Here is a 15,705-nt window from a genome sequence, read left to right as displayed (position 1 = left end):
AGATTTGTTTGATGAAACGCATGTGAGCCTTATGTCTTAAGGTGACACCAAAGCGAAGGACATGACCCGCGTGAAGCTTGAGCGAGCCCGTTTTTGCCCGACCAGCCCCCTGACGCAGCCCTGCGAGGCGCGCCATGGGTGAACGTCGTTCATTTTCGCGCACGCCGCGCAAGGCCTTGAGCCGTGAAGCTCGTCAGCAGCTGATTTCGGATATGCTTGATGAAGAGTTCGGGACGAGCACTGTCGAGGTAACTGAAATTGGGGAGCCTGCGCGTGCAGCGCCTGCTCCCGTGGCGCGCGACACGCTGGCAGACAGTTTTGATGCTCTGGACGCGCTTGACGCTCAGCCTCTCGCGCTTGAAGATGAGTTACGCTCACCTGAGCGCGACGAAACGGAGCACGACACTCAAGATCATCAGCCCGAGCTGCAAGACGAAGATGACGCCGCCTTTGACGCTTTGCTGGCGGAGTTTGAAGCCTCCGATGATCACGACGACGATGATCTGGACGAAACCGTTGCTTTGACACCGCCCTATGAGCTTGAAGCCTCTGAAGCGCTTGCACTTGAGGAAAGCTATCGAGCGCCGTCTGAGCCTGCGCAGCAGGCTGCGCCTGTGAGTGAACCTGAGCCTGAGCCTGAGCTGCCACCTGCGCGCAGTGACGCCGAGAAAGCGCGCCAAGAACGGCTGCGGGCCGCCTATCAGGCCTCAGCCCCTGCCCTTCATATTGAGCCAGCTGACCGCTGGAACGCTTTGGATGTTATGCCTGTGGATGTTGAGCATCTGGAGCAAAACCTTGTGATCACCGCAAGCCGAAACGAGCCTGCGCATGGCGCGTTTGACGTTTTACGCACACGGCTTGTTCAGACACTTCTGGAGCACAATTGGAAGCGCGTCGCAGTCACCTCTCCGACCCGAAACTGCGGCAAGACATTTACCTCTGTGAACCTTGCAATCTCGCTCTCGCGCTATGAAGCCACACGGACCATCTTGATGGACTTTGATATGCGCAACCCTTCCGTTGCAGGTGTGATTGGCGATACACAACCTGGAAAGATGGGTGACTTTTTGCGCGGGACGATCTCAGCCGAGGAGCTTCTGGTCAGATTTGACCAAAACACGCTCAATATTGGCGCGGGGCTTGCTATTGGCACGAATAATGTGATCGAGCCATATGCTTCAGAGCTTGCACATGAGCCCTCAACGCGCGCCAGCCTTGATCGGATGATGGAAGAAATGTCGCCTGATATCGTTCTGTTTGACATGCCACCTGCTCTTGCGTTTGACGATGTGATCGCCTTTCGCCAGCATTTTGACGGCGTGCTGATGGTTGTCGGCGGTGGCGAGACAAGCCCTGAAGAGGTGCGTGAAGTGATGCGCCGCATGGGCGAAGAGACACCGCTTTTGGGCGTTGTTCTCAATCAGGCCGAGGGCGAAGACGGCAGTGATTATAGCTACGGTTACTAAAACCTGCCGCGCAACTTAACGATTTTGGGAAAACACGACGCCCTATCAGGGCGCCGTACGCCGTTGCAACAGGCCGATCAGCCCACCGATGCCGTCGCGCAGAACCCCATAGAGCAGCCCTGCCACTGCAAGTAGGCCGACAAGCAAAGCCGCGCGTGCGATCTTTTTCTTGCGCTTTCCACGCGGCGCCTCGATGCGCGGGATTGCCACAACAGCTTTCACATTGAGCTGGCGCTCAAGATGCTCGCGAGTGCGAATGACAGGGCGCCAAAGCTCAAGGGCAAAGGCCAGGCCAAGACCGAGCAGACCAGAGGCCAAGAAGCCCATGAGCACTTTTTTCTTGCGGCTGCCTGAAATCGGATTTTCGGGCACAAGCGCTGTCTCAAGCACTTCAATACGCTCAAATTGGTTCTGTGTTTCAAGGGCTTGGCTCATCTCGGCGCTGGTTGCACGCTGAGTGATAGCTGTGAACTGGCTCTTGAGCTGTTCTTGTTCGCGCTCCAGCAGATTGAACTGGCGCTCCACTTCTGGGGCACGCGCGAGCGCCTCTTCGATCTCGCCGATGCGCGAGCGGATCAAGTCTTGTTGTTCGTTGATCAGGCCACGTTGACGCTGAATCACGGACGCGCGCTGGCGGGTGCCACTGGCTTCCAGCTCGATCAGGCTTTGGTCGAGCGTGAGAAGCGTGCTGCGCAGCTCGATCAGCTCTTCGCGCTGCGCGGCGATGCCAGCGGGCAAATATAGTCCGTTTCGCTCTTTAAAATCAGCGATAAGGACTTCAAGAGCCGCAATATCCGTCTCGACTTGTTGCTGTTCAGCGCGGAAGAACGAGAGTTGTTCCGACGCTGCCAAAGATTGGCGGCGGTTGTTCATATCCAGCAGGCTTTGAAGGAATTCATTGGCCAGCAAAGCCGCCATCTCGGGGTCCGTGTCTGAGACGGTAATGAGCATACCTGTGGGTGTGCGCTGCGTGCCCCACCCTGCGTTGGGGTCCGTAATCTGCACAAGACGAGCAGAATTGCGCAGAGTATTGACCTTCTGGCTTTGGGACAGGGGCGTACCAGAATAGAGACCGAATTTCTTGATAATACTGGCAAGGTTATCCCGCGCCATGAGCTGCTGCTCGAGCAGACGCAAACGCTGCTCAATCGAGTTGCTCGCGCCAGCGCGTGTCCCTGCATCAACGATAGTGGGCGCTTCAATCTGAGCGACGGCGGTGGCTTCATAGATTTTCTTTTGGCCCAAGGCCCAATAGACTGAGCCAAGTGTGCCAACCAGTACAACAAAAGAAATGAGCCAAAAGCGCCTATGCACCATGCTCACAAAATCACCAAGCGACTGGATCTGGCCCATAGCCTTACTCCGATACCACGCGCCACTCCCTGCCCCCGCAGGAATATTGCTGAAAAACCTGCGCAGCCATCCACCCCAGAGTGAGCAAGCGCGCGTGTAGTGAACATAGGTTATTTGCCCGATTTTTGCCAGTTTTTTCGCAAGATTTCTTGAAACTCAACGTTTCCGATCATGCAACAAATGAAATGTGAATAACTCTTTAAATAAGGGCTTTGCAGCCTTTTACACCAAGATCATGATGTGAATAACGTGGCTTTCAAAATTGTCGGACAGCAGTAGAAATTGTGTTCCTGTCTCAAAGGCGCCAGCGGGCACCATCAGCTGAGCAAAATAACCGCCCTCCCGATGAGGCACGATCATCAGGTCGTGAAATCCCAACATTTTCTGGGTCAGCGGGTATAGCGCTTTATAGGTGGCTTCCTTTGCGGAGAATATATCTATCGGCGCAGCGCTTTCGGCAGTGGCCAGCCACGCGCGTTCTTCTGCGTTTGTCACCATATCAAGGACTCCTGCAGGCAAAGGAGCGCGCTCTTCGATATCTACGCCAAGGGCGCGGAAGGCCTCCCCGTGAGCACAAACTGCGATGCAAAGATCGTTGCAATGGCTGATTGAGCCGACGATGCCTTGCGGCCAGATCGGAGCACGACTTTTTGCGGCGAGCAGCGGCGCCGGCCCCTGCCCGAGCTTGGCAAAAGCCGCACGCGCAGCGCGCCGCCCTGCGGCAAACTCTCGCTGACGTTTGGGTACGGCGCGGGCTACATGCGCGACCTCTTCTGGATAAAGCCCCGTGGCGGCAGCGCGCGGGTCTTCGACAGCGAACATAACCCCCTCTGGCAAAAGCCTTGCGAGCGTCGCTTCAACCCCAGACAAACTCAAGACGCGCGAGCCATTTCGCGGCGTGCGCGCATTTGTCGACGGCGCGACATTGTTTCATCAACCGAAACTTCGGGCATGGGCGCGGTCTTTGGCTTTGGAGCTTGAGCCGTTTTGCCACTCACGCTTGCGCCAAGCTCACGGACTCGGGCGGCAAGCGCACCAAGCGTCGGGAACCGAAAAACATCCGTGATCGACAGACGCGGCACAGTGCAAAGCTCACGAATTTCTCGGTGCGCTTGAACCGCAAGCAATGAGTGACCGCCAAGGTCAAAAAAACTGTCATGGGACGCAATGCGCGCAACGCCGAGCACCTTTGTCCAAATGTCAGCGATTTCGGCTTCAATGGCGTCGTCCGACACCGACTGCTCTGGCGTTTCTGTCACGATAGACTTGGCCTGCGCTGACGGCGCAGGCAGCGCGTTGCGATCCACCTTTTTATTTGGTGTGAGCGGGAATTCGTCCATGTGAACAAAATGTTGCGGGATCATAAACTCGGGCAAGTCACGCCCAAGGGCTGCGCGTAAGGCGCTTTCATCAGGTGCTTTACCGGCGAGTAGATAGGCAACAAGACGCATATCTCCGGGGGTATCCTCGCGCGCCATGACCACGGCTTGTCGGATACCAGCTTGCTCATGCAGCCGCGCCTCTATTTCGCCAAGCTCGATACGGTAACCGCGCAGTTTAACTTGATTGTCGGCGCGTCCAATATAGCCAAGCTTCCCGTCGGCCTGCCAGCGCACCAGATCACCTGTGCGGTACATACGCCCTGCATGAAAGGGGTTAGGCAGAAAGCGTTCGGCGGTCAGATCTTCGCGCTTGAAGTACCCACGTGTGACCCCTGCGCCACCAATGTACAGCTCGCCTGCAATCCCAACGGGGCAAGGCTGCATTTCCTCATCAAGAACATAAACTTGGGTGTTCGCAATGGGCCTACCGATATTAACGGTATCCTCCCCGCCAAGGGCCGTTTCGGTTGTGGACCAGATAGTTGTTTCTGTCGGGCCATACATGTTTTCGATGTTGGCGGAGGTGAGACTTTGCAGCTCGGCCACAAGATTTCCAGGGAGCGCCTCACCACCGATCATCAAATGCTTGATACGGCTCAAGGCCATACGACTTTCTTCATTGAGCGTGAGCATCCGCGCAAGAGAGGGGGTGCACTGAAGATGCGTCGCATCGTGGCGTACGATCTGAGCGGCGAGCGAATAATCGCCCTCGGCCACGCTCCGCGCCTCGTTGGTGCGCCGATGCACTTCGGCAAGAGGCTTGAGGCCTTCAAGCACAACCTCTGGATCAATACCGTAGTCGATCAAGCAGCCGATCTCGTCTACGCCAATGCGCTTGAGTTGTTCGACACGGTCAAGGCAGTCTTCCACAGTGCCGAAGAGGCCGCTCTCCTCAAAGTAACGCTCAAAGGCAAACTCAAGGATCGCGTCAAGTTCTTCAGGCGCGAGGATTTCCAGATCAAGCTGGAACGGATTGTCGACACCTTTGGGCTTTTTGAACGCGGGAAAGGCCCAAGCGTATTGCTTGATGAGACCTGCCGCTGCGTTGAGATAATCTTTCATAGGTTGACGCGATATTTCGCGAGCATGTTCGCGTGTATCTGAAACAAAGGTATGCAGCATCAACGTCACGTTGAAATTATCTGGATTATACCCAGCCTTTTCAAGCGCTTCACGGTATATCTTGATCTTGCCGCCCACCTCGTCGATCGACTGGCCAAGCAGGTGCGTGAGCACATTCGCGCCGATCTCGCCTGCTTCGCGCCATGTCTCGGGGTTGCCCGCTGTGGTGACCCAAATCGGCAGTTCAGCAGACACAGGACGCGGCTGAGTGACAACAGCGACGTCCTTGCCCGACCCATTGGGGAAGCTCACAGGCTCGCCTCGCCAGAGTTTGCGCAGATGTTCGATGCTCTCATACATCGCGGGCTTATTGGCGGGAGGGGCATTTTCGGGGCGCAGCACAAAATCATCGGGCTGCCATCCTGCGGCAATAGCCAGACCTGCGCGGCCCTCAGTGAGATTGTCAATCACTGCCCATTCCTCAGCGATGCGCAAAGGGTGATGCAGGGGCGCAACGCAAGATCCTGATCTAACGGCGATATTCTTGGTCACGGCGGCCACGGCAGCGCCTGTGACAGAAGGGTTTGGATAGGGTCCGCCAAAGGCGTGAAAGTGACGCTCGGGTGTCCAAATGGCGCTAAAGCCGTGGGTATCGGCGAATTTTGCGCCCTCCAGCAGCAGATGATATTTTTTCTTCCCAGGACCATCATCATTGCCCCAATAGAAGAGGCCGAAATCCATACCCTTTTCAGTCATCGAGATGCGCCCGTTTGAGACAAGGCTTTTGCTTTCATCCCCCATAAGCACAAGCTTGAAGCCACGTGCGAGCGTATAAAATAGCTCAAGCACCGATATATCAAAAGACAGCGAAGTCACGGCCAGCCAAACGCCCGCCTCCTCAGAGGCGACACGCGCATCCATGCCTGTAAAGAAATTAGCGACATTGCGATGCTCGACCATGACGCCCTTGGGGCGCCCTGTGGAGCCGGAGGTATAAATCAAATAGGCAAGATCCTCTGGGCCTGCACCGTCTGATAAATTTGCGCTGGCGGCTGAGGCGATACGCGGATCACGATCAAGCACCAGCTCCTTGGCATGGCCTTTGGGCAAACCGTCAGACAGAGCGGCCTCAGTCACAATCACAGGCGCTTCGCTATCAGAAATATAGAGAGCGATGCGATCCGCGGGGTATGCGGGGTCAATCGGGACATATGCACCGCCGGCCTTGAGAATGGCCAGAGCGCCGATCAGAAGCTGGGGGCCACGGTGCACACAAAGCCCGACGAGTGTGCCTGCGCTGACACCCATCTCGCGCAGGACATTGGCGGCTTGGTTGGCGCGGGCGTTGAGCGTGGCATAACTGAGCGCTTCGTCTTCAAACACGAGCGCTGTCGCCTCTGGAGTGCGCGCCACTTGCTCCTCAAAAAGACGATGGATCGGCGTATCGGGGAACACAAGATTGGTGTCGTTCCATGTGCTCAAGCAGTCTGCTCGCTCAAGCTCAGGAACAAGCGGCCAATGGGCGGGATTACCGCCGAGATCTGTGGCGTTTGCAATCTGCTCGATCCGCCTGACCCAAAGATCCATCTGCGCACTTGAGAGCCGATCTTCATCAAAGTATATTGAATTTTTACAAATGGTTAAAGTGCTTAATTGAAGTGGCGCATCACGTTCACTCACTGCAAACTCTGGCTGCCTGATGGGCTGAAGATCAGGGTCACGCAATGGCAGATCGAGAGCGAAGCCTCCGTTGTCTTTTGCCTTTTTCAGGGCCTCATCAAACAGTGCATCAAAGCGCAAGGGTACCCAGTCACTCACATGCTCTGGCGCATCATTTTTACGATCAGGCACATAGGCGATATCCGCCTCGCCATTCTCGCTCAGCCCGTGACAAAGCCCCGCAAAGCGGCGCAGCGCCTCTTCGGGCTGAAGGCCGTCTGGTAGAGAGAGTGGACGCTTTTCATAGCGCGGCGCAATCTCTGAGGGCGGAAGGCCAAGGGTTACAGGATGTGCGTTACTCAGAGCTTGGCGCCAGAAAGCATCGCCGCGCGCAGCACTCTCTTGTGCCAAAGAGAGGCGGTCTTTTTCGGCCTGCGCAAGCCCACTAACATGATCACCCTTGGTGAAAACATCGGAAGGTTTGATCGGATGACCGTCAAGCGACCTTAGGTCTTTTAGGACAATGGGCGCGGAGCTTGTTGCCACGACGACCGAGCGCTCAGACACCTCGATGATGCTGCCCGCAGGCAGGATCGAAGCGGGCAAACCAGAGGCGAGCGCTGTTTTGACTGCGATGACGCGCCCCGCATGCTTCAACCGCGGCGTCACAAGCGGATTCCAGTATGACCCGTGATCAAGCCCCTGAACCAGTGCAATAAGCGCGTCTGCCTCAGCTTCAAAGTCAAGCATACCAAAGGCCTCTGGGCGCGTGTACTTGCCAAAATAGCTGCGCAAGGCCGTGTCTTGCGGCTGTCGTGGCAGCTCTGGTGCGGCGAGGCGCTGCATGAGCGTATCAAAGCTTGAAAACGCCGCTTCATAGGCCTTTGTGTTAAGTGTCAACGCTGTGTCATGCGGTGTGATTTCAAACTCAACCTGTAGAACGATGTCACCCGTGTCCGCCCCAGCGGCAATACAGTGCCAAGTGATCCCGTGGCGTGTTTCCCCGTTGAGGCGAGCCCAGACTGGCGCGTTGAGGCCTGCATAACGAGGCAATGGTCCGTCATGAAAATTCACCGCGCCACGCGCTGGCAGAGCGAGCACATCTTCTGGCAGCATCTCAAGATTGGCGATCGACAAGAGCCACTCCGCCTGAACGCCTGTCAACCGTGCGGCAAGACCAGTGCCAGGCGCAACAACAGCAATATCGTGCGCCTCAGCCCAAACTGCGAGGTCGGCATTATGGGTGACAACATGGGTGAAAACATGCCCTGCTGCGAGCCACTTCTCAGCGCAGCTCTGCGTCAGGCTTTCGTTTCCAATCAGGATTGCTGACAGGCTCATAGGGTGTCTCCTTCTGTCACAGGACCAATGCCAAGCTTGGGCACGTTCTGATGGGCTTTTCGCGCAAAAAGGGAGCGGACCGCATGACTGCATAAGTGTCGTAAGAACTTCGGCGAAACCGTTTGCGGTTTGCGTTCGATCAAGCAACGCAAGCTGTGAAACACGCCTCCCTTCAGATGCAGGAGCGTGGCAAAGGCGGCATAAACCAACCCATGATTTTTGACAAAATAGTGCCAGCGACTGTCAAACCAATAGTCGGGCACGCGGCCCCAGTCTTTCATGCCCGTGGAGGCCGAGCCGATATGAGTGACTTCACTTTCGCGCACATAGACCGTCGGCCAACCAGCAAGCGAGGCGCGGCGGCAAAGATCGGTTTCTTCAAAGTAGAGGAAGAAAGTTTCATCAAAAAGTCCAATTTCCGCAAGCGTTTGTGCGCGCATCATTATGCTCGCACCGGCAAGCCAATCCACCATTACAGTCTCGGTTGGGACGGGCAATGGCACGATTGCATCACGCAAAATACGGCTAACGGGACCAAATCGCATCGCCCCCTCAAGCTCGCCCAATGCTGAGGGAAAACGGAAGGCCGTTTGATGGGCATCACCTGCGGGACCATGGATGTAACTGCCTGCAAAGCCAACATTGGCATGGGTGACAAGATAGTCTCGCAAAGCCCGAATGCTCCCAGCATCAGGAAAGGCATCAGAATTGAGAATATAATAAAAATCAGGATCTTGGCCTGTGGAAAGTCCCGCGCGCATGCCGAAGTTATTGCCGGCCCCAAAGCCCCCATTGTGCCCAGACTGCACCACCCGAACAGGCCATTGGCGCGCGATGACTTCCGCTTGAATGGCTTCGAAGGAGCCATCACCACTGTTGTTGTCTACGATAACCAATTCGCCGTTCAGCCCCTCAAGCTCGCGGAGCGCTGACTCAGCCGCTTCAAGAGTCATGTCGGGCGTACGGTAATTGAGGATCACCGCGAGGATCGAGGGAGCCTTCATCTAGCTGGCCTCCTTTATTTTATTTGGCAAAGCGGCAACACGGGCGGCGCGAGCAGCTGGATTTTCAGCATCCTCAATACAGCGACGCAACCGAGCCGCGAGAACACGCACATTTGGCTCAAGCACCATCGAGTCATGATCACCGGGCACTTCGAAGACCTCAACCAAGGGTGCATGGGCACTCCAGTCGTTGTCGTTGGTGACATAGGTGCGCTCGGAATTTACTATCGCGCCGCCAGACACCGCCCACTTGCCAACAAGCGGTGGACGGAAGAGTGCAAGCGGGCCTTGCCATAGACTAAGTTGATAGGATGAAACAGCTTCAAGGAAGGCCGCTTCGATCTCGGAATTATGAAATGAAACTGATTTATTATCAGATACTTGTTCAATATTTTTAAAGCGACGTTTGAACTCCCAAGCCACGCGGCGCACGAGCCATTTGGCAGGGTAAAGCACGCCCCCCGCCTTGAGCTCAGCAAGCTGGATCATCATGCGATCAGCAAGCTCTAGCGGGCGGCGCTGCGGCAGTGGAGTATCGAGCATCACAAGCATCATGACCTCTTCGCCCGCGGCTTCAAGCTGTTGAGCAATCTCAAGTGCGATGATGCCACCGCCCGAGAAGCCGCCAAGCATATAAGGCCCTCGCGCCTGCACGGCCTTGATCTCTTTGAGATAGTCTTGAGCGGCCTCAGGAATTGAGCGGTGCGGCTCCTGATCACCGTAAAGGCCGCGGGCTTGCATGCCATAAAACGGACGGTCTGTGCCCAGTAGGTGCGCAAGGTGGCGCAGGTTGAGCACGTTGCCAAACATCCCCGCGACGAGGAAGAACGGCCGGCGCAATCCGCCCTCACCTTGATGCATCGGCACAAGATGGGTGAAGCGGCGCTCGGGTGTTTTGACTTTCCCAGCCTCTTCAGGCGCACCCTCGTCAGAGGGGCTTACACCTTCGGCAGCAATCATGGCGGCACACTTGCGAATTGTGGGGGCCTCGAACAGAACCGAGATCGGAAACTCAACATCAAAAGCTTTTTTGACCTGCGCAAAGAGGCGCACAGCGATGAGCGAGTGACCGCCAAGCTCAAAAAAGTCATCTTCAGCGCCGATCTGACTGACGCCAAGCAATCCACTCCAAACCTCGGCGAGCTTGAGCTCGATGGCACCTTCGGGCGCACTGTACGCGCTGTCCAGATCAGGGCGTTCGAAAGTCTGGGCCTCGCGTGTGGGCTGTAGGGTGCTGGCCTCTGCTTGGGCAAGCAGTCCCGCGAGATCGAGCGATGAAACAACAACTTGCGGCGCAGATGTCCCAAGTGCGCGGCGGAACGCATCAGCCCCCTCAGCAGGCGTAATGCCAAGACGGATATTGTCGCGCAGCCGCTCTTCGGCAGACGACAACGGGCGCGTTTCGACACGGTCGGGAAAATCAAGATCGCGAGCCGCGGCAGAGGCAAGAGCAAAGCCATCAGCTTCCTCTAAGCGACGGATCGAGAAGCCGCGCACTTCGGCACAAACTTCGCCCGAGGTATCGCAAAGCACAATGTCAAAGCTGGCAGCCCCTGTTTCGGCACGATTTTCACCCGCATTCTGCACCCACGAGATGAGCTCTTCAGGCAAAGCACGATACACGCGCAACGCGCCATAAGAGACGGGAACCCAAAGATGACTTGGCGTGTAGCCATCAATGAGCGACATCGCCCAGCCTGTCGCGAGGTCCATGAGACCTGGATGGAGCACACAGCCGTCATGGGTGGCGGCTGTTGGAAGTTTGAGGCGCGCAAGCCCTTCGCCCTGCCCCAGAGTTGTTTCCTTAATTGTGCGCCAGCGCGGCCCAAAGTTAAGGTGTTCTTCTTGCGGCGACCGCAGGGTGCGGCCCTCTTCCGCAAGGGTATGTACGGTGCAACGCGCTGAAATCGCTTCGATATCAAGTGCTGGCGGTTGTCGCATATCCATCAAGACGATCTCGCCTGTGGCGTTGGTTTCAAAGCCTTTGCGCCCCTCAACGTCGCGGGATGATTGGACCTTGAAGTCATAACCTGTTTCCGTGCGCGCCAGCGTTACGCGCAGGTCTCGGCTGGCGGTATCGGCCACATCAAGCGCACGCAGAAAGTAAAGATCGCGCAGCTCAAATGCGGTGCCTTCGCCCTGTGCTGCGAGGGCTTCAGCGGCGAGTTCAAGATACCCTGTTCCTGGAAATAGAGCATGGTTTTGTTTCGTGCGATGTTCGTTGAGCGCCCAGTGTTTTGTGCTCAAATCTGCCTTGAAAAGGCGATTGCCACGCGCGTCAAACGTGGCGCGCGCGAGGATTGCGGCGTCTACTGACGTCTCTGTCCTGTCAGGTGCATCGCCCGTCAGCCCGAGCGCTTCAGCCGCCATGCCGACCTCGGCCCAGATCCCCCAGTTGAGCGCGAGCACTCGGGTTTTTCCGCCGTCGTGTGCTTTGGCGTAAGCATTGAGGAATTCGTTGGCAGCAACATAATCGACTTGACCAACAGGGGCTGTGACCGTCGAGCTTGAGGCGAAGAGCACAAGAAAATCGAGTGCGCCATCAGGAAAGAGCTGGTGGAGAACTTCGGTCCCGTGCAGCTTGGGCGTGAAGACATCTTCGATTTCAGCGGGTGTTTTGGCCAAAAGCGGCGCGTCTTTGATCGTCCCAGCAGCATGTATGACGCCGTGGACTGCGCCAAAACGCATCTGCACTTTTTCAAGCGCGCCGCGCATATCCTCGACATTTGAGACATCGCCTGCGGCGACCATGACCTGCCCACCGAGGCTTTCGAGGCGTTCCACAGCGGCAATACGGCGCGAAACTGCATCATGGCTTCCATGGCGCAGCTTGTACCCGTCCCATGCCTCTCGGGGAGGTAGAGCCGTACGCGCGACAAGCACGATTTTGGCCTTATGACGGCGCACCAGATCTTCGGCAAGGGTGAGCCCGATGCCACCGAAGCCACCAGTGATGAGGTAGGTTCCACCATCTCGGATCGGCAAATCTGTATGCTTTTCAAGCGTTTCGGAGCGGAAGACCTGCGCATATCTGCGTTCACCGCGCCATGCGGCGACTGTATTGGTCGGGTTGGCCAAAAGCTCTTCGAGAAGTAGTGGCACGAGTGCGTCGAACTTGCCGTGCGCAGGCAGCTCAACATCCACCATCGTGGCGGTGACACCTGCCATCTCGCGCGGGATGACTTTGACAGGGCCTCGCAGGGTGGCTTTTTCGGGATAAGCGAGCCGCTCCCCCTTCACGCTTGCCGCGCCCGTTGTGAAAGCGACTATGGCCACGGGTGGCCAATCTGCAGCGGCCATAGCCTGGGCTAAAAAGAGAAGCGAGTAAAAGCCCTGCTCTTGATTGCGGTGAAAGAAGCTTGAGCCAGCGCGGTGGCTTTCATTGGCTGTGACAAGCCAGAAATGCGCAATACGTGTCGGGGCGATCTCGCGGGTGGCAAGGTCTTCAACCAAAAGGTCATAGCCTTCGCGGCCCCGCTCGGGCGAGAGGATGTAGCCCCCCTCTCCATCACGGCCAAAGGCGTCGCCCGTGCGAACGCATGTCACTTCATGGCCAGCCTTGGTGAGCTTTTCGGCTAGGGCGCGGCCAAGGCCAGCTTCGTCCATAAACACAAGCCAGCTTTCTGGAGTTTTGCCAAGGTCACGCGCGATATCAATATTACAATCGGCGGCCATGGGCTTCCATGCAGGGACAAAGCCCCAGTCTGAAACATCGCCAAGGCGCGCAAGATGGATTGGCGCAGCTTTGGCCTCGGCTTTGCGCGCCTCTATAAAATAGGGTTTACGCTGGAACTGGTAACTCGGCAGCGGCAGGCGCAAGCGGCGCGCTTCGCCCCAGATTTGGGACCAGTCAAAACTGCCGCCCATGGCCCAGATGCGCCCGAGTTGCGCAAGGAACCATTTGTCATCCGCGATGTCGTCTTCGGGATGACGCAGCGCCGAGATCACCTGATCGCGACGAATATTCGGGTTTTGCTGGGTCAGCGAGGAAAGCGCGCGGCCTGGCCCCATTTCGATATAGATGCGCTCTTCGCGTGCGCTCAGTGTGTCGATACAGGCGGCAAAAAGCACCGTGCCGCGCAGGTGTGCGACCCAATAGTCAGGGTCCATGGCTTGCTCATCTGTCAGCAAAGCGCCTGAACGGTTGGAGACAATCGGAATCTGGGGAGGCGCAAGCTTGATGGAGCGCAGATAGTCGCCAAAACCCTGTAGGATGGGCTCAAGCATCCGCGAATGCGCAGCGATGTCGATGGCAACGCGCTGGCAATCGATATCATCGGCGAGAAGGCGCTGTTGCAGATCGGCCAGCGCGGCATCAGGGCCAGAGGCAACCGAGAGGCTCGGTGCGTTGACTGATGCCAAATCAAGCATGTCGCCAAGGTAGGGCTTGAGCGCGTCGGCAGGCAGCGAAACCGAGAGCATCCCTCCGGCGGGGACAGTGTCAAACAGCCGCCCGCGCAGGTGCACGAGACCGATACAGTCTTCAAAGCTCATGACACCCGCAAGGCAAGCGGCGGTGTTTTCGCCCATCGAGTGGCCCACGAGCAAGTCAGGCGCAACGCCCCAGCTCTGCCAGAGTTTGGCGAGCGCATATTCGACGATCATGATGAGCGGGAGCTGCACCGAGGGCTTTTTAAGCGTCTCTTCTGCGGCGGCACGGTCTTCGGCCGCTGGCAACCAGAGTGCGCGCAGATCGTAATCAAGCCGTGGTGTGAGGATATCAAGCCCACGGTCCATCCATTCCGCAAAGACAGGCTCGGTTTCGTAAAGATCATGCGCCATGCTGGTGTATTGTGCCCCGCCGCCTGGGAACATGAAGACCGTTTCAGGCTTGTTCATGGCCTGGTGGGTAAAGGCGCGGCGCGGATCATTCTCGCGCCAGAGGTCGGCGGCTTCCTCATGGCTTTCGGCCACAATAACGCGGCGGCGCTCAAAGGCGCGGCGGCCTTCCTTGAGGGTAAACGCTATGTCTGCAAGGTCTTGTTCGGGGTGTGCGCTCACATGTTCCGCCATGGCGGCGGCATTGTCTTCGAGCGCCGCCTTGGAGCGGGCAGAGACGCACAGAATTTGGAAGGGCCACTCGCTCGCCTCACCCGCCACACGCGCGGGCGCTTCTTCCAGAACCACATGGGCATTGGTCCCGCCTACACCGAGCGAGTTGACCCCTGCACGGCGCGGACCTTTATGACTTTGCCATGTGAGCAGGCTGTCATTGACGACAAAGGGCGAGTTCTCAAAATCTATCGTCGGGTTGGGTTTCTCAAAGCCGAGCGAGGGCGGCATCTGGCCCTCCTTTATGGCGAGAGTCGCTTTGATCAGGCTGGCAACACCTGCGGCTGTGTCGAGGTGACCGATGTTTGTCTTGACCGAGCCGATGCGGCAAAAGCCCTCTTCATCAGTGGTTTTGCGGAACGCTTCTGTGAGGGCGGCCACTTCGATGGGGTCGCCCAGATAGGTCCCTGTGCCGTGGCACTCAATGTAATCAATCGTATCGGCAGGGGTGCCTGCAATGGCTTGTGCTTCCTTGATTGCGGCGGCTTGGCCATCAACTGAGGGGGCCAGATAGCCCGCTTTCGCTGCGCCATCATTGTTCACAGCGCTCCCTTTGATGACGGCCCAGATGTGGTCATTGTCGCGCAGGGCATCTGCCATGCGCTTGAGCACAACCACCCCCGCGCCAGAGCCAAAAACCGTGCCTTGGGCGCGGTGATCAAAGGCGTGGCAATGGCCATCAGGCGAAAGGATTTCTCCCTCCTTATAGACATAGCCGTGGCCATGGGGCAGCTCGATTGTCACACCGCCTGCGAGTGCCATATCGCATTCGCCCGTCAGAAGCGCTTGGGCGGCATAATGCGTGGCGACAAGGGACGTGGAACAGGCAGTCTGAAGCGTGAGGCTCGGCCCCTTAAGGTCAAAGACATGGCTGGCGCGGGTGCTCAGAAAGTCCTTGTCGTTGCCCGTATGGCGCAGAAGGAACATGCCCACATCATCCACCAGATCGGGGTTGGAGCAGATGTTGAAGTAGAAATAACTGCCCATGCCGCAGCCCGCGAAGACCCCGATAGGGCCTGCGACTGTTTCAGGCGGATGACCGGCGCTTTCAAACGCTTCCCAAGCCACTTCGAGGAACTGGCGGTGCTGTGGATCAAGGATTGCGCTTTCTTTTGGGGAAAACCCGAAAAAATCCCCATCAAAATACTCAAATTTGTCCAAGATCGCGGCGTGAGGCACATAATCAGGCCGTGCGCGCAACGCTTCAGGGACACCTGCTTTGGCGAGATCTTCGTCGGAAAGTTTGCGGATCGATCGCACGCCATCACGCAGATTGGCCCAATATTGCTCGATCGTGGAGGATCCCGGCAAATGGGCTGCCATACCAACGATGGCAATATCATTTTCGCCTGTGACGGGCGTTTTACTCGTATCGGACATTAAACT

General features: G+C 57.1%; 6 protein-coding genes. 1 reads left to right on the top strand and 5 read right to left on the bottom strand.

From position 1 onward, the window contains the following. Window positions 1-134 precede the first annotated feature (134 nt). Window positions 135-1,466, top strand: a complete 1,332-nt coding sequence (locus DSM117340_RS03965) for a CpsD/CapB family tyrosine-protein kinase (RefSeq protein WP_089888044.1) — start codon at window positions 135-137, stop codon at window positions 1,464-1,466. Between the two features lie 45 nt (window positions 1,467-1,511). On the opposite strand, the gene DSM117340_RS03960 is transcribed toward DSM117340_RS03965, so the two are convergent. The 5 genes from DSM117340_RS03960 to DSM117340_RS03940 all read right to left on the bottom strand — a co-directional run bounded on the left by DSM117340_RS03960 (window position 1,512) and on the right by DSM117340_RS03940 (window position 15,699). Next, the gene (locus DSM117340_RS03960; RefSeq protein WP_089888042.1) at window positions 1,512-2,819 is read right to left on the bottom strand and encodes a hypothetical protein; all 1,308 of its coding nucleotides are present in this window, start codon (window positions 2,817-2,819) and stop codon (window positions 1,512-1,514) included. 222 nt (window positions 2,820-3,041) lie between these two features. Continuing rightward, on the bottom strand, window positions 3,042-3,695 hold the full coding sequence (locus DSM117340_RS03955; RefSeq protein ID WP_143037407.1) for a 4'-phosphopantetheinyl transferase superfamily protein: 654 nt from the start codon (window positions 3,693-3,695) through the stop codon (window positions 3,042-3,044). Then, window positions 3,692-8,263 carry a MupA/Atu3671 family FMN-dependent luciferase-like monooxygenase gene (locus DSM117340_RS03950; RefSeq protein WP_089888039.1) on the bottom strand — a complete coding sequence of 1,524 codons (4,572 nt, stop codon included), beginning with the start codon at window positions 8,261-8,263 and terminating at the stop codon, window positions 3,692-3,694. Before DSM117340_RS03950 ends, DSM117340_RS03955 begins: the two co-directional genes overlap by 4 nt. Next, complete coding sequence (locus DSM117340_RS03945; protein WP_089888037.1) at window positions 8,260-9,267, bottom strand: glycosyltransferase family 2 protein; 1,008 nt, start codon at window positions 9,265-9,267, stop codon at window positions 8,260-8,262. Before DSM117340_RS03945 ends, DSM117340_RS03950 begins: the two co-directional genes overlap by 4 nt. Further along, the gene (locus tag DSM117340_RS03940) at window positions 9,268-15,699 is read right to left on the bottom strand and encodes a beta-ketoacyl synthase N-terminal-like domain-containing protein (RefSeq protein ID WP_354689874.1); all 6,432 of its coding nucleotides are present in this window, start codon (window positions 15,697-15,699) and stop codon (window positions 9,268-9,270) included. Between the last annotated feature and the right edge of the window lie 6 nt (window positions 15,700-15,705).

It is taken from the genome of Lentibacter algarum (assembly GCF_040580765.1).
Lineage (GTDB): Bacteria > Pseudomonadota > Alphaproteobacteria > Rhodobacterales > Rhodobacteraceae > Lentibacter > Lentibacter algarum.
The sequence above is the reverse complement of the archived record's forward strand: the minus strand, read 5'-3'. Positions and strand labels throughout refer to the sequence as shown.